Source organism: Saliphagus sp. GCM10025334 (assembly GCF_042663485.1).
GTDB lineage: Archaea > Halobacteriota > Halobacteria > Halobacteriales > Natrialbaceae > Natronosalvus.
In genome coordinates, this window is sequence record NZ_JBHTAF010000005.1 from 115,913 (window position 1) to 130,285 (window position 14,373).

Sequence of the window (14,373 nt, forward strand, 5' to 3'; positions counted from 1 at the left end):
TCGGATCAGTGCAACTCGTCGACCGACACTGACTCGTCGTCGTACAGGGGGTCGCTCTCCCAGTACTCGTGAGTCTCGTCCTCCCGGAAACAGGCCGCGAGCGAGGCGCCGTCGGTTTCGAGGAGCGCCGGTTCCTCTCGTTGGCAGACCTCGCGGGCCTCGGGACAGCGCGTGTGGAACTGACAGCCATTCGGCGGATCCGTCGGATCGGGGATGTCGATCTCTCGAACCGGCGGCTTGGTCGACTGGGCTTCCTTCGCCGCGTCCGGGTCGAGGGGCGGCGTCGCCCATCGGAGGACCTTCGTGTACGGGTGCTTCGGCTCGTGAATAATTTCCGCTGCCGGACCGATCTCGACGAGGTTACCCAGGTACATGATCCCGATGCGACCACCGGACTTCTCGGTGAGATACCGTGCGTTCGAGAAGTCGTGAGAGATGAACAGGTAGGAGGTATCGAACATCTCCTGGAGGTTGAGCATCAGGTCCATCATCTCCACGCGCAAGGAGACGTCGAGCGCGCTGACGGCTTCGTCGGCCAGGATGAGGTCCGGACTCATCAGGAGCGCCCGCAGGAGGACGACACGCTGTTTCTCCCCGCCCGATAGCTGGTGGGGGTACCGAAGGGCGTAGTCCTCCGCCGGTTTCATGCCCACCCGCTCAAGCAGGTTGTACACCACGGTCTCCCGATCCGTGGCGTTGAGGTCCGGTCGCCATCGCTTCAACGGCGCCGAGAGACTCGTCCGAACGGTCCGAGTGGGGTTGAGCGAGCTTCCCGGGTCCTGGTGGATGATCTGCAGCGAGCGCCGAATCTCGTCGAAGTCGATCTCGCCGTCACCGCGTCTGGCCTCCCAGATGTCCTGCCCTCGATACTCGACTGTTCCACCCGTCGGTTCCTGGATACCGATGGCGGTCTTCCCGAGCGTCGTTTTGCCGCACCCGGACTCGCCGACGAGCGCGATGACCTCGTTTTCCCTGATGTCGAACGAGATGTCGTCGACCGCACGGACCGTCATGTCCTTGTCGAAGAGCCGGTCGATGAACCCGGACTGGTCGAAGTGCACCTCGACGTCGGTCAACGAGACGACGGCATCCTCTTCGGAGACCGTCGCCTGATCTAGCTGGGCATCGACGTTCTCGGTCCCGAGCGTGTAGGGAATCGCTTCAGCCGACTGTTCCCAGTGGAAACACGTCGCCTTCTGTTCGTCGTCGACGTCGTGATACCCCGGATCCTCGTCGATACACTTCGGCGTCGAGAGCGGACAGCGCGGTGCGTACGAACAACCAGCCGGGGTGTCGACCGGATCCGGACTCTCGCCTTCGATCGGGTGCATCTCCTCCAGGGGGGCGTCGACGCTCGGGACTGACTTCAGCAGCGCGCGTGTGTACGGATGGGCCGCCTCGCGAATAATCTGCTCGCTGGGGCCGTACTCGACGAACTCGAACGCGTACATTACCGCCAGTCGATCCGCCAGTCCAGCGACGAGCGGCAGGTCGTGGGTGATGAAGACGATGGTCAGATCGTACTCGTCCTGGAGCGTGTCCAGGAGGTTCATGATCGACCGCTGCATGAGCAAGTCGAGCGCGGCGGTCGGCTCGTCCATGACCAGCACCTGCGGCTCGAGGACGAGACTCAGGGCGATGAGCGCGCGCTGTTTCATACCACCGGAGAGTTCGTGCGGGTAGGAGTTGAGCACGCGATCCGGGTCGAGATAGAGGTCCGCGAGGAGTTGCCGGGCGTGGGCCATCTGCTCGTCCATGTCTGCCCGGTGAGCGTGGATCGTCTCTTCGAAGTGGTCCCCGATCTTCATCGTCGGGTTGAACGAGCTCATGGCTCCCTGGAACACCATCGCGATCTCTTCCCAGCGGAACTTCTCGAGTTGGTCGTCGGTCAACGAGAGGACGTCCACGGGCTCTTCGCCGGGGGGACGGTAGGTGATTTCGCCGGTGGCGACGCCTGGATCGACGACCGCGTTGAGCAACGCCGAGGCGAACATCGACTTGCCGCTTCCACTCTCGCCGATGATGCCGAGCATCTCGTCGCGGTGGACGTCGAAGCTGACGGTATCGAGGACGCGAGAGGTTCCCCGATCCATGTCGAACGTTACGGAGACGTCGTGTACCTCTAGAATCGGTTCCTCGGTAGCGTTTCGATACTCGAGTTCGGATTTAGACTGTGTCATTTCGTTACCATCGATCTGATTTCGGTCGTGATAAGTCGCGTGTTATCGGTGTTCACTGCGTTCGTCTTCCTGAGGTACGTGTTTGAATATGAGCTATATAAACTTTGTCTGCGTGGCAACGGTGACCTCTGTTGTGCCTTCCCGAGATGGTCGGTGACGAGTTCGACTACTCCCTCGACGACGAGTACGGCTACTCGCTACCGGGCGACCCATCGAACCGCCCACAGACACGGGTAGCGGTTTCCCGAACTCGTTCGTCCGAATCTGAATCGGCGAGGTCGGCGACGGTCGACCGATCGCTATCGGTCCCGGCGGCGCCGATGGCAATTACCGCGTTCATCCGGACGGACGCGTCGTCGTCCGAGAGCAGGTCTCGAAGCGTCGGGCGTATCGACTCGACGGATTCCGGCCGAGCCAACGCCGCGTCGGCGATCAACGCGACGCCCGCCCGCCGCCGATCGACATCCGACGACTCGAGAAACCGTGACAGGTCGTTCGCGAACGGGGCCACCGCCTCACCGACGCACTCGGGTCGGTCGGCGTCGAGGGCGATGAGCGCATCCGCCGCCCGCCACGGAACTGGGTGTTTCGTGTCGTTCGCGGCCCGTTCGGCGAGTTCGGGCGCGAACGGCTCGACGGACGCCGGATACGCCGTCGCGAGTTCCTCGAGCACCTCGCAGGCGCCGGCTCGAATCAGACGGTGGTCGTCCTCGAGGAGGGAAGCGATCGACGGCGCGGCGGATCGGACGGCTGCCGGTTCGTCGGCGGCGATCAGCGTGAGCGCCGCGATCGCGTGGAGGCGCGCCTGATCGCGCTGCTCTCGCTCCGGCTGTAGCGCCGCCACCCCCGATTTATCGGGGCCGCCGCGTTCGGATCGATTCGACTCGGGTGCGGAGATCGGATCGTGACAGATGGCGACGAGGTCGTCGACTGCGGGGACGATCGATGCCGGCCCCGTGTGTGCGAGTTTTGCGATGGCGACGATGGCCGCCTCTCGTCCGGGTTCGGCTGGGTCGATGCCGATCGATCGGAGCGCAGGGACCAGCTCGTCGACGACAGCAGGATGGTCGTCGGCGAATGCGGCAGCCGTCAACGCCGCTCGCTTGCGGACGTCGGCCGCGTCGTCGGTGAGGTGGGACTCAAGTCGAGCACCGACGTCGTCGGCGACCGTCGGTCGGTCCGAGACGAGGGTCCGATAGGCCTCGAACGCAGTCTGGCGGGCCTCCCTGGATTCGGACACCAGGAGGTCGGCGAGTTCGTCGACGTCGACCGCCTCCGGGTTCGACTCGACGACGGTTCGAACCGCCTCGGCGCGCTCCCGGCAATCTTTCGACGACATGGTACACAGTTACGACCATCTCGACTTATAATTGCTGCTCGGAACGCGGGCGAGGTGCCCGTAGCGACGACGGCGCCGGCCGCCTGCGTGTTCGAGCGTAGAACCCCGTCGCGAGCGTCTCGAATCCCTCGAATTATCGAACATCTCGAGCATCTCGGTCTCTCGAGTCTCGACACAGGTGCCCTGCAGGTTCCGCAGGCTTCGACAATCGATCTGACCGGAACAATAATGAGTGGCAGTTTCTAATACGTCTGCTATGGCTACCGCATACGGTGACTTACGCGAGAGTCTGCAAAGCGTAGCGTTCACGACACCGACGCCGTTTAGCGCCGACCGTGATCGAGTACTCCACGAGAAAATCGAGCAGAACGCTCGAACGCTCTACGACGCGGGCGCTCGAACGTTTATCCCCTGTGGAAACACGGGCGAGTACTATTCGCTAGCCCAGAACGAACGAATCGACGTGATCCAATCGACGGTCGACGCCCTCCCCGACGACGCGACGGTCGTCGGCGGAGTCGGCGGCAGCGCGAAGAACGCCGTCGAACTGATCGAGGCGTACGAAGCGGCCGGGGTGGACGCCGTCATGGTCATGTACCCGAGACACACCTACGTACACGAGCAGGGGTTGATCGAGTACTACCGTACGCTCGCTGCGGCCACAGACCTCGGAATCGTCCTGTACAAGCGCGGTGACCTGCTCAGCGAGACGGTGCTCGACGAACTCTCGACGATCGACAACGTCGTCGCCGTGAAGTACGCCGTCAACGACGTCAAACTCTTCTCTCGGCTGGTCCAGACGGTCTCGGGAGACGTCGAGTGGCTCAACGGCGTGGCCGAACGATACGCGCTCGCGTACGCCATCGAGGGTGCCGACGGGTTCACTACCGGAATCGGGAACTTCGTCCCGAAACCAGTTCTGGCGCTCGACGAGGCGCTCTCGGCCGGCGACTGGGATCGCGCCAGACAGATCAGGAACGCACTCCGCCCGTTCGAAGAGTTCAGGGAAGAACGCGGCGGCGGATCCGCGTACAGTTCGGCGAAGAACGTACCGGTCGTCAAGTACGGACAGGAACTCCAGGGAATGGCCGGCGGTCCCGTACGCGAACCCCTCGTCGAACTCTCGAGCGACGATCGCGACCGCGTCGAACGGTACCTTGAGCGACTCGAGAACCAGAACGAGACGATCTCGCTCGAGGCGTAACTCGAGCGAAGGGCTGTACAGTACGGCAGGGTAGGTCCCTTGTACACTCGCTCGCTGACCGCCCGCGTATCGATAAGCCGCTGAAAGACAGGTGGTCGCTCCGCCCGGTCGTTCCGTGTGTCGTTTCGCGAGGACGCTGGGTCGAACGCGCGCTTTCTCCGCTCCCGTGAGTTCGTTCCTCGATACCGAACGAAACGGACCTCTCCTGGCTCCCTTGACTCTTTACGGTAGATGCCCCAGTCGAACCCCACGAACCCGATCCGCTCTTCGATTGCCCTGAGATAGCACACTGAAAGGTACTCGCGGTGACGAGGTCGGCCTCGAATCGGAGTCGAACGTACCGAAAGTGCCTTACTGTTCCCTCACACCGAACAATCATACCTCTGTGGGGAACGAAAACTGTAGATGGCGTTCAGATTACCGTCGCCGGTCCGGAGGAGGCGAGAACGTTACATACCTAAGTTAGTAACGGGTGTGTTATCGTCTCGCAATAGTGACTCCCGGACAACGGTGCGATCCATCGTTCGAGCAGACGAGCGTCAGGCGAACGCGAGCCAAATACCGGAGGTCCGACGGAGAGGGGCGATTACGAATAGATCACGTTGATTTCGATGACGCGAGCGGTATCCCGTACCAGTTCCGGGAGCGTCGATCGGAAGGTTTCGTCGTCGATTCGCTTCTTCGGACCGGAGACGCTGATCGAACCCAGCACCGCTTCGTCCGATTTGATCGGGGCGGCAACGCACCGCAACCCTTCGATGCGTTCGCCATCGTCGAACGCAAAGCCACGCTCCCGGATATCCTCGAGTCTGTCCGTGAGCGCCGCTCGATCGGTGACCGTATTCGGGGTCACTTCGGGGAGTCCGTACTCGTCGAGGATGGCCTCCCGTCGCGATTCGTCCAGGTAGGCGAGAATCGCTTTGCCGACTGCGGTCGAGTGCAAGTACACGTGTGTTCCCACGTGAGAGTCCGTGGTGACCGCCTGCTTCGACCGAGCTTGATAGAGGTAGACGCCTTTTCCACCCTCTTCGACGACGATCTTAGCCGTTTCCCCCGTCTCTCTCGCGAGTTCGTCTATTTCGTCTTTCGCCATCCGGTACAGGGGATGTTTGACCCTGGCGTGACCGCCCAGCTGGAGGGCTCGAAGGCCGACGGTGTAGAACCCGTCCTCGTTGACCAGGTATCCCTCGCTCGCCAGCGTCCGCAGGTGGCTGTGAATCGTGCTCTTCGACCGATCGAAGTGGGTGGCGAGTTCGGTCACGCCGGCCCCGTCTCGGCGACGAATCTCGTCCAGGATCTCGAGCGAAAGGTGCGTCGCTTGCACCTGGCCGCCGGGGGGGAGGGCGTCTTGGTTCATAGCGGGGAATGGGACTCGATCACAATAAACGTTCCTTACTGCCGAACACTTTCCGCGACGTTTTATTATCGAAAACCCGCTCTACACGAGACCGGTGTGCTCCGGCCTCGAGAGCCGTTCGGCGGGGAATCCGTCGTATCTGCCCTCATATTCATCGGGACAAACGGATGATAATGGAGTCGACGTCTCCGCGATTCGCCAGTCCACTCGACGGGGACAAACGGTGGTGAGCGCTATAGCGAGCGTCGAACGTCGTTGTTCCCTCGGTCGTGACTGGACGGCCAGAACGGCTGGTTCCGTCGTCTGCCTAAGTGATGGCGAAACCGTTTCGACGACTACGACGTCGCCGCGACGACTTCGATTTCAACGCCGATGTCGATCGGGAGGTCGGACACCTCGACCGCACACCGCGCCGGGAACGGTTCGGACATGTACTCGGCGTACACCTCGTTGACCGCGTCGTAGTTGTCCATGTCGGTGACGTACACGTTGGCCTTGATCACGTTGTCGAGCGATGTCCCCGCCGCCTCGAGGATGGCGCCGATGTTCTCGAGGGTCTGGGCCGTCTGGTCTCGAATGTCGTCGACCTCGACTTCTCTCGATTCGGGGTTCGCCGGCCCCTGTCCGGAGACGTAGACTGTGTCGCCGTGGACCATCGCTTGTGAGTACGGGCCGATACTGGCAGGTGCATCGTCGGTACTGATCTCTTCCATACGCTCTCGGAGACGGAGGCCCGATGAATAAATCCTCCTACTCGCCTCTCGCCTCTTAGCCTTTTGCTCTCGGCTCTCGACTCTCGCCTCGAGGGGCAGTCGGTCCCCACGCAACTCGCCGTCACCGCTGACGTGTACGCTCCTGGAAGCGACGGCTACTGGTAGCCCTACGTCACCGACGTTCACGTGAGCCGAAGAGTTAAGCCGCATCGATCCATCGAACCAGAGCGATGACGAAGGCCAGCGTCGACACCATGACGTACGAAGAGGCCGTCGACCGAATCCCCGACGACCCCGTCCCCGAGTTCTGGGTCGGAAGCCTCGAGACTCTCGAGGATCGGTTGCGATCGCTTGAGCGCGGGTCGATCGAAGAACTCCCCGACTCGGGCGGTGGCCGACCGATTCGACTGGTTACCTACGGGGAGTTCGAGGAACTCGAGTCGCGAGCGAATTTTAATTCAGCCGTCGCCTCCCGGGATCCGACGAACTACGCCGACAGAGAGCGGCGCGAGAAGCCGGTTGTCTGCTTCGTCGGTCCCGTCCACGGCCACGAGGTCGAGGGACTGACCGGACTCTGTAACCTGCTGTCGATCCTCGAGACAGGTCAGGATTTTCGGGGACGGGCACAGCCGACCCTTCGCGACCTCGCCGACGACTGCCGGGTCGTGATCCTCCCGTGTGGGAACCCCGACGGACTCGCCCGATTCGAACCGGACTCGTTACAGGGACTCACGCTGGCCGACCTCGAGTTCTGGGGCCAGGGAACGTGGGCTGACGACCGCCTCATCGGGTGGCCCGACGCGAAACAGCAACACCCGATGACGGGCGACGATGTCGGCTTCCTCGGGTGTTACTTCAATGACGACGGAGTCAACCCAATGCACGACGAACCTTTCGATCCGATGGGGGTCGAAGCGCCGGCGATTCTCGACGTCGTTCGACGGGAGGCGCCGGACGTGACGGTGTCGCTCCACAGCCACGGCTACCCCCCGACGCTGCACCGGCAGCAGTTCGTTCCCCTGCACAAACAGGCGGATTCTCGATCGATTCACCGGACGTACAATACGCTCCTCGCGGACCTCGACGTTCCCCGCCTGTACCTCCACGACGTCACCGGCGAATCCGGGCGTCCGGGTCCGTACTTCAATCTCGTGAGCGCAGCGTATCACGTCAGCGGCACGACCGGCGTGCTCCACGAGTGTCCCCACGGTCTCTCCGGCGACGACGTGTTTCAGATCAGCCACGAGGGCATCCTGGACGTGCAACTCGCGTTCTACGAGGCGGTCCTTCGGCACGCACTCGAACCGGCCGAACCAGCCGGACCGTAGGCGTGAACGGTCACTACTCTCCGTCGAAAATCCTCCAGCGCTCGCACCTCGAGGCGGAGCGCTCCAATTCGACTGAAGGAACGGTAAGTTCCGCTTGTGTCACTCCGCCATCGTGACGACGTAGCCGTCGAAGTTGAGGATGACCGCCTGGGCCATGTCCCCGAACAGCGCCTTCCCGGTCGGGCTTCGTTTGCGTCCCAGGAGGAAGACGTAATCGCAGTCGTTCGCCGCCGCGACGTCGAGAATCGCGTCAGCCCGGTCACTGTCGTCTTCCACGTACCTTCCGACCGCTTCCGTCTCTAGAGCGAGGTCGGAGAGGAGGTCGTTGATCGCAGTCTGGGCAACTTTCTCTGCGTATTCTTCGGGGTTCGGTTCGAAACCCGAACGTTCGACTCGGTCGATCGTTCCGAGTACGTCGACGTCCTTCTCGTACTCCGATTCGGTCACGACGGTCAGGACGAGCAACGGTGCGTCGGCCGCGGCCGCGAGTTCGCCGGCTTCACGGATGACCTCGACGACTGCGTCGCTCGAGTCCGTCACCACGAGTGGTCGTTCCATGCGGTCACATAGCCCATTACGTACTAATCACTTGTGGCGGGGACGAAACATGTTCGGCCCTCGGTCGCGCTCGAGACGTTATTGCCCTCCCTGTCAGTGTTAGTTCTACGTTACCCTGTACAGCAGTACTGAGCGTTCGCGGTTAGACGTGACGCGACCCCCGTCCAGGTGGTCGGTAAGTTTATGGTCGAACTCGCGGTCTCTCTGGACGAAGCGAGACCCATTGACACACAGAGTTATGAGTGACGGAAATTCGATTTCATCGACGATAACGAGTGAAGCACAGCTAGAGGACCTCCTCTCCGAACCCTACCCCGAGGACGTCGAATTCGCGGAACGACTCGAGGGCGATATTATGGTTCTCGGTGCAGGAGGGAAGATGGGACCGACGCTCATCAGGCGAATGCTCAGAGCGATCGGCGAGGCTGGATCCGATTCGACCGTATACGCCGTCTCGCGGTACTCCGATTCCGCTGTCGAGGAGAGACTCCAGTCGTGGGGCGCCGAGACGATTCGGGCGGACCTCCTCGAGGAGGGCGCGCTCGAGTCGCTTCCGGACTGCGAGAACGTCATCTACCTGGTCGGCATGAAGTTCGGCACGACCGGCCAGGAGCCCAAAACCTGGGCGATCAACGCCTACCTCCCCGGACGCGTCGCGAGCCGATTCGCGGATTCGCGGATCACCGCGCTCTCCACGGGCAACGTCTACCCGCCGGTGCCCGTCGACTCCGGCGGATCCGTAGAGACGGACGAGACGGGGCCGGTGGGCGAGTACGCCCAGTCGTGTCTGGGGCGCGAACGCGTCTTCCAGCACTTCGCCAAAGAGAACGGGACGCCCACGTGTCTGCTCCGGCTCAATTACGCCGTCGAACTCCGCTACGGCGTCTTGCTCGACCTCGCGAAACGCGTCTACGCCGAAGACCCGGTTCCGCTCGAGATGGGCCACGTGAACGTCATCTGGCAGGGCGACGCCAACTCGGCGTGTTTCCGCTCCCTGGAGCTGGCCGATTCACCGGCCGACATTCTGAACGTCACCGGGCCGAACGTCCTCTCGGTGCGCGACCTCGCCGAACAGTTCGCCGACGAATTCGGCTGCAACGTGACGTTCGAAGGCGAAGAGAAGGAGACGGCGTTACTCAACGACGCGAGTCGATGCCAGGAGCGGTTCGCGGTTCCGAAGATGCCGGTCGACGACGTCGTCGAACTCGTCGCCTTGTGGGTCGAACAGGATGGCCCCACCCTCGGCAAACCCACGAAGTTTCACGTGAGAGACGGCGAGTTCTGATCCGGAGGCCTGATCCGATCCGGAACCGCTGTCTCGAGTGAAACAACTCACCAACCCGCAATACTCTCGAGCACCGAAAACGTGTAGTCGTTCGCGTCGGTACTGACGAGTGGATGGCCGACACCTATCTGAACTTCGTCGACGGGACGTGGACCGAAGCGTCTACCAGCGAAACGTTCGAAAACACGAATCCGGCCGACGTGAACGACACGATCGGCGTCTTTCAACGATCCGATGCCGCAGACGCTGAACGAGCGGTCGCCGCGGCTGACGCAGCAAAAGACGAGTGGGCCGCCACGCCGGGCCCCGAGCGCGGGCGCATCCTCCGAGAGACGTCGAAACGGCTCGCAGATCGCAAGGACGAGGCGACGACGGCGCTCGTCAGGGAGGAAGGAAAGACCGAGCCCGAGGCGGCGGGCGAGGTCCAGCGAGCGATCGACATCTTCGCCTACTACGGCGAGAAGGCCGCCGACATCGGCGGCACGGTGAAGTCCTCGAGCGGTCAGGACACCCGCCTGTACACGGTCGACGAACCGTTAGGCGTTGCGGCGTTGATCACGCCGTGGAACTACCCGATCGCAATTCCGGCCTGGAAACTCGCACCGGCGCTGGCCGCCGGCAACGCCGTCGTCTTCAAACCCGCCTCGCTCGCCCCAAACGTCGCGAGGATCCTCGTCGAGTGTCTCGAGGACGCCGGACTGCCGGACGGCGTCGTCAACTACGTCACCGGTCCCGGGAGCGCGGTCGGCTCGACGTTCGCGACTCACGAGGACGTCGACGCCGTTTCGTTCACCGGCAGCGCGAAAGTCGGCGACACGGTGCATCAGCAGGCGACCGAGGACCAGAAGCGCGTCCAGCTCGAGATGGGTGGCAAGAACCCGGTCGTCGTCACTTCCAGTGCCGACGTCGAGGAGGCCGCCGACATCGCCGCCGGCGGTGCGTTCGGGGTAACCGGCCAGGCCTGTACCGCGACCTCGCGGGCGATCGTTCACGAGTCGCTCTACGACGAGTTCGTGGAAGCCGTCGTCGACCGGGCGGAATCGCTGACGGTCGGTGACGGCCTCGACGGGGCGGACGTCGGACCGCACGTGAGCGAGAGCGAACTCGAGAGCACCCTCGAGTACGTCGACGTCGGGAAGAGAGAAGGCGCGACCCTTGAGACGGGCGGAGAGCGCCTCACCGAGGGCGACCACGCGAACGGCTACTACGTCGAGCCGACGGTGTTCTCCGACGTCGCACCCGAGATGCGGATCGCCCAGGAGGAGATTTTCGGCCCCGTTCTCGGCGTTATCCCGGCAGCGACGTACGACGAGGCCGTCGAGATCGCCAACGACGTCGAGTACGGCCTGTCGGCCAGCATCGTCACGAACGATCTCCGCGAGTCGAACGCGTTCGTCGACGACGTCGAGGCGGGCGTCGTCAAGGTGAACCAGCAGACGACGGGGCTGGAACTCCACGTCCCCTTCGGCGGCATGAAAGCGTCCTCGAGCGAAACCTATCGCGAGCAGGGAGACCCCGGTCTCGACTTCTTTACCATCAGCAAGACGGTGTACGTGGGCTATTGAGGGGTGAATACCCGATCACACGCCTCGAGCGACTGATCCCGTCGTCGTTGTTTTGGACGAGTCTCGAGAGAGCGAGAGTCGTCTTAGGGAGGAGGTACACGCAATCCAGTGGGACGCTACGGTCAGCAGCCGTCATCCACGGTCTCTGCTCGAGCACGACTGTCTGCGAACGTGGCACTGCCACGTTCGAGCGACGCGAGGGGCTCCTCGGTGAGGCCGTTTTCGCAGATGAACCACTCGGCACCCACCGACGCCGCTGCTGACGTGCAGGCATCGACGTCTACGACACCGTCCCCGACGTCGGCGTGAAGGAGGGACTCGTCCCCCGGTACCGTGTCCGTGAGGTGAACGAGCGGCGCGTTCCCCGCCGTTATCTCGAGCAACTCGATGGGTTCATAGCCAGCGTGAGCCGCGAGGCCGACGTCCGGTTCGAATCCGAAGCGCCCGTCGGCGCAGTCGACGAACCGCTCGAAGGCGACTCTCCCGTCGACGACGTCGAACTCGAACGTGTGGTTGTGATAGAGCAGGTCGAGGTCGTGTACGTCGAGTTTGGTGGCGACCTCGGCGAGACGATCCGCGGCTGCTTCGATCCCCGCGACCGACTGGAAGGCACTTGCGTCGTACGATGGAACGACGACCCTGGAAGCGTCGACTGACTTGAATGCGCTCACAATGTCGTCGAATTCGTCTTCGATCCGGTCGACGCCGACGTGTGCACCGGCGACGACGATGTCCGTCTCGACGAGTGCGTCCACCGTTCGCTCGAGCGCCGATTCGTCCGCGAAGGAGTCGAAGTGAGCGTCGTAGAGTTCGACGCCTTCGAAGGTGGTGTCAGCTACGCGCGAGAGCGTCTCCCAGATCGGTTCCTCGAGGCCTCTCAGCGTGTACAGCTGTATCGCCGTGCGTACCATACTCCGAAGATGTCGAGGTGGGGTAAAAAGTACTGTTGCACGGCCCCATCTCTGTCGAGAGTTCTTTCTTGCGAGTTCGACCCACTGACCGAACGTCGTGGTGTCGGTCGCGTCGAAACGAGCCTGGATCCGTCCTCGAGTTACTCGTCGACGGCCTCTCGATGGTGGACTCGAGGCGTGAGTCGACAATCAGCTGTCCGAACTGCAGTCGTCCGGATCCCCGATATCGCCCGGCCCAGCATCTGTCGAGACGAGTGTCCCGTCCTCGACGAACCCCTCCGGTCTTCCCGCGAGCCGGTCGATCATCGTGATCCGGGCGCGCTCGAGATCGCTCGCGTGTTCGGCCTCGCTCGAGAGGTCGCGCTCCTCTCCCGGATTGTGTGCGAGGTCGAAGAGCAGTTCGCTGTCGGTTACGGGGTTCCAGACGTACTTGAACCGACCGTCGACCAGGTACTGGGTGCCGTTCTCCGGATCGTAGCTGCCGGCGGCGTGCTCGCCGTGATACCACTCGCGCCAGTCCTCGCGGTCCGGGTCGCGAACGAGATCCAGCAGGTTTCGTCCCTCGACGGCATCCGGAACGTCGACGCCCGCGACCGACAGGAGCGTCGGCATCACGTCCTCGAGTCCCACGGGCCGATCGATGAGCTGCGCTTGTGGGAGTTCCATCGAGTCGGGGAACCGAAACAGGAGCGGGACGCGAGCCGAGCCTTCGTAGGCGTAGGTCTTTCGCCACATGTGGTGGTCTCCGAGCATCTCACCGTGATCGGAGAGGAACACGACGAACGTGTTCTCGCGTTCGCCGTTCAGACGGAGTTTTTCGAGGACGCGTTTGATCTGATGATCGATGTGGGTGATGAGGCCGTAGTAGGCTGCCCGCGCCCGGTGAACGACCGTCGGCGGCAGATCGGCGACCCAGGCGCTGATCCCCGGATAGTCGGGTATCTTCTCGCCGTGTTCGTCGTCGATCCAGTCGCCCATGTACGGCTTCGGGGTGTCGCGGTCGACGTACATGTCCCAGTACACCTGCGGCGGATCGAACGGTGTGTGCGGGCGGACGTAAGACAGGTTGAGGAAGAACGGGCGGGTATCGTCTCGCTGGTCGAGGAACTCGATCGCTCGCCTGGTCGTCCAGTTCGTCGGGTGCTGGTACTCCTCGAGGTGCCACGGCCGCGAATCCCAGGAGTTTCGCCCGAGCCCGTGGGAAAGTTCGTCGCACTGGCCGTCGGTCTCTTGCTCGAGCCAGCGAGCGTAGTCGTCGTCGGGGTGGGCGTGAAGCGCCTCGTGCTGGTCCATGCTCTCGAAGCCAACGTGATTTCGAATCGGGAGCGAGTGGATCTTGCCGGTGAGCCTGGTCTGGTAGCCCGCGTCGCGAAGTTCCTGGGGGAGCGTGTGCTCGAATTCCCACGGCGTCGTCACCCACCCGGGCGCGCCGTTGGTGTACGGCGTCTGCCCGGTAAGCAGTGATCGGCGTGCGGGAATGCACGATGGAGCGGGCGTATACGCCCGGGTAAACATCGCCCCCTTCCGGACGAAACTGTCGATGTTCGGTGTGTGGACGAGCGAGCGGCCGTCGGCATCGGTCGGCGCGTGCGGATCCGCCCCGATGCAGTCGCCCCGATGCTGATCGGTAACGATACACAGGATGTTCGGGCGCTCCGACATACTGCACGTCACTGACGGGGACACCATAAGTCTACGTCTCTGTCAGCCTCAGCTCGGCGGCCGTTGCGGTGTGTTTCTCCCGTCCCGTGCTTGCGCCACAACGGCGCACGCATGCCGAGTTCCCGATTGGGAACGGCCGGAATCGGAACTACAAACGACGTCGTATGACACATATCGGGATCATCGGCAACGGATTCGTGGCCGAAACGCACGCCGACACGTTCATCGACCGAACGAACCTCGAGGCGACGCCCAATCGCTCCGTTAAAGA

11 protein-coding genes are annotated in these 14,373 nt (G+C 62.9%); 4 read left to right on the forward strand and 7 right to left on the reverse strand.

Going from position 1 to position 14,373, the window contains the following annotated elements; translation table 11 throughout:
- Positions 1-5 precede the first annotated feature (5 nt).
- On the reverse strand, positions 6-2,180 hold the full coding sequence (locus ACFQO4_RS17580; RefSeq protein ID WP_500262161.1) for an ABC transporter ATP-binding protein: 2,175 nt from the start codon (positions 2,178-2,180) through the stop codon (positions 6-8).
- Between the two features lie 190 nt (positions 2,181-2,370).
- A complete protein-coding gene (locus ACFQO4_RS17585) occupies positions 2,371-3,519 on the reverse strand; it encodes a HEAT repeat domain-containing protein (protein ID WP_500262162.1) in 1,149 nt (382 codons plus the stop codon).
- 256 nt (positions 3,520-3,775) lie between these two features.
- On the opposite strand from ACFQO4_RS17585, the gene ACFQO4_RS17590 reads away from it, so the two are divergent.
- Positions 3,776-4,723 (forward strand): dihydrodipicolinate synthase family protein, encoded by a 948-nt coding sequence (locus ACFQO4_RS17590; protein ID WP_500262163.1) that lies wholly within the window; start codon positions 3,776-3,778, stop codon positions 4,721-4,723.
- Positions 4,724-5,309: 586 nt separating this feature from the next.
- Here the strand turns inward: ACFQO4_RS17590 and ACFQO4_RS17595 are convergent.
- Entirely contained in the window at positions 5,310-6,080 is a 771-nt protein-coding gene (locus ACFQO4_RS17595; RefSeq protein WP_500262164.1) for an IclR family transcriptional regulator, read from the reverse strand.
- 335 nt (positions 6,081-6,415) lie between these two features.
- The gene (locus ACFQO4_RS17600; protein WP_500262165.1) at positions 6,416-6,793 is read right to left on the reverse strand and encodes a Rid family detoxifying hydrolase; all 378 of its coding nucleotides are present in this window, start codon (positions 6,791-6,793) and stop codon (positions 6,416-6,418) included.
- 230 nt (positions 6,794-7,023) lie between these two features.
- On the opposite strand from ACFQO4_RS17600, the gene ACFQO4_RS17605 reads away from it, so the two are divergent.
- Positions 7,024-8,121 carry a M14 family zinc carboxypeptidase gene (locus tag ACFQO4_RS17605; protein WP_500262166.1) on the forward strand — a complete coding sequence of 366 codons (1,098 nt, stop codon included), beginning with the start codon at positions 7,024-7,026 and terminating at the stop codon, positions 8,119-8,121.
- Positions 8,122-8,220: 99 nt separating this feature from the next.
- Here the strand turns inward: ACFQO4_RS17605 and ACFQO4_RS17610 are convergent, their stop codons facing one another.
- Positions 8,221-8,679, reverse strand: a complete 459-nt coding sequence (locus tag ACFQO4_RS17610; protein WP_500262167.1) for a universal stress protein — start codon at positions 8,677-8,679, stop codon at positions 8,221-8,223.
- Between the two features lie 238 nt (positions 8,680-8,917).
- On the opposite strand from ACFQO4_RS17610, the gene ACFQO4_RS17615 reads away from it, so the two are divergent.
- Both ACFQO4_RS17615 and xacF read left to right on the forward strand, forming a co-directional pair.
- A complete protein-coding gene (locus ACFQO4_RS17615) occupies positions 8,918-9,964 on the forward strand; it encodes an NAD-dependent epimerase/dehydratase family protein (RefSeq protein WP_500262168.1) in 1,047 nt (348 codons plus the stop codon).
- Positions 9,965-10,077: 113 nt separating this feature from the next.
- Positions 10,078-11,529, forward strand: coding sequence for a 2,5-dioxovalerate dehydrogenase (gene xacF / locus ACFQO4_RS17620; protein ID WP_500262169.1), 1,452 nt, complete (start codon positions 10,078-10,080; stop codon positions 11,527-11,529).
- Between the two features lie 122 nt (positions 11,530-11,651).
- On the opposite strand, the gene ACFQO4_RS17625 is transcribed toward xacF, so the two are convergent.
- Positions 11,652-12,440: a sugar phosphate isomerase/epimerase family protein gene (locus ACFQO4_RS17625; protein ID WP_500262170.1), complete on the reverse strand. Its 789-nt coding sequence runs from the start codon at positions 12,438-12,440 to the stop codon at positions 11,652-11,654.
- Positions 12,441-12,629: 189 nt separating this feature from the next.
- Complete coding sequence (locus ACFQO4_RS17630; protein ID WP_500262171.1) at positions 12,630-14,102, reverse strand: arylsulfatase; 1,473 nt, start codon at positions 14,100-14,102, stop codon at positions 12,630-12,632.
- Between the last annotated feature and the right edge of the window lie 271 nt (positions 14,103-14,373).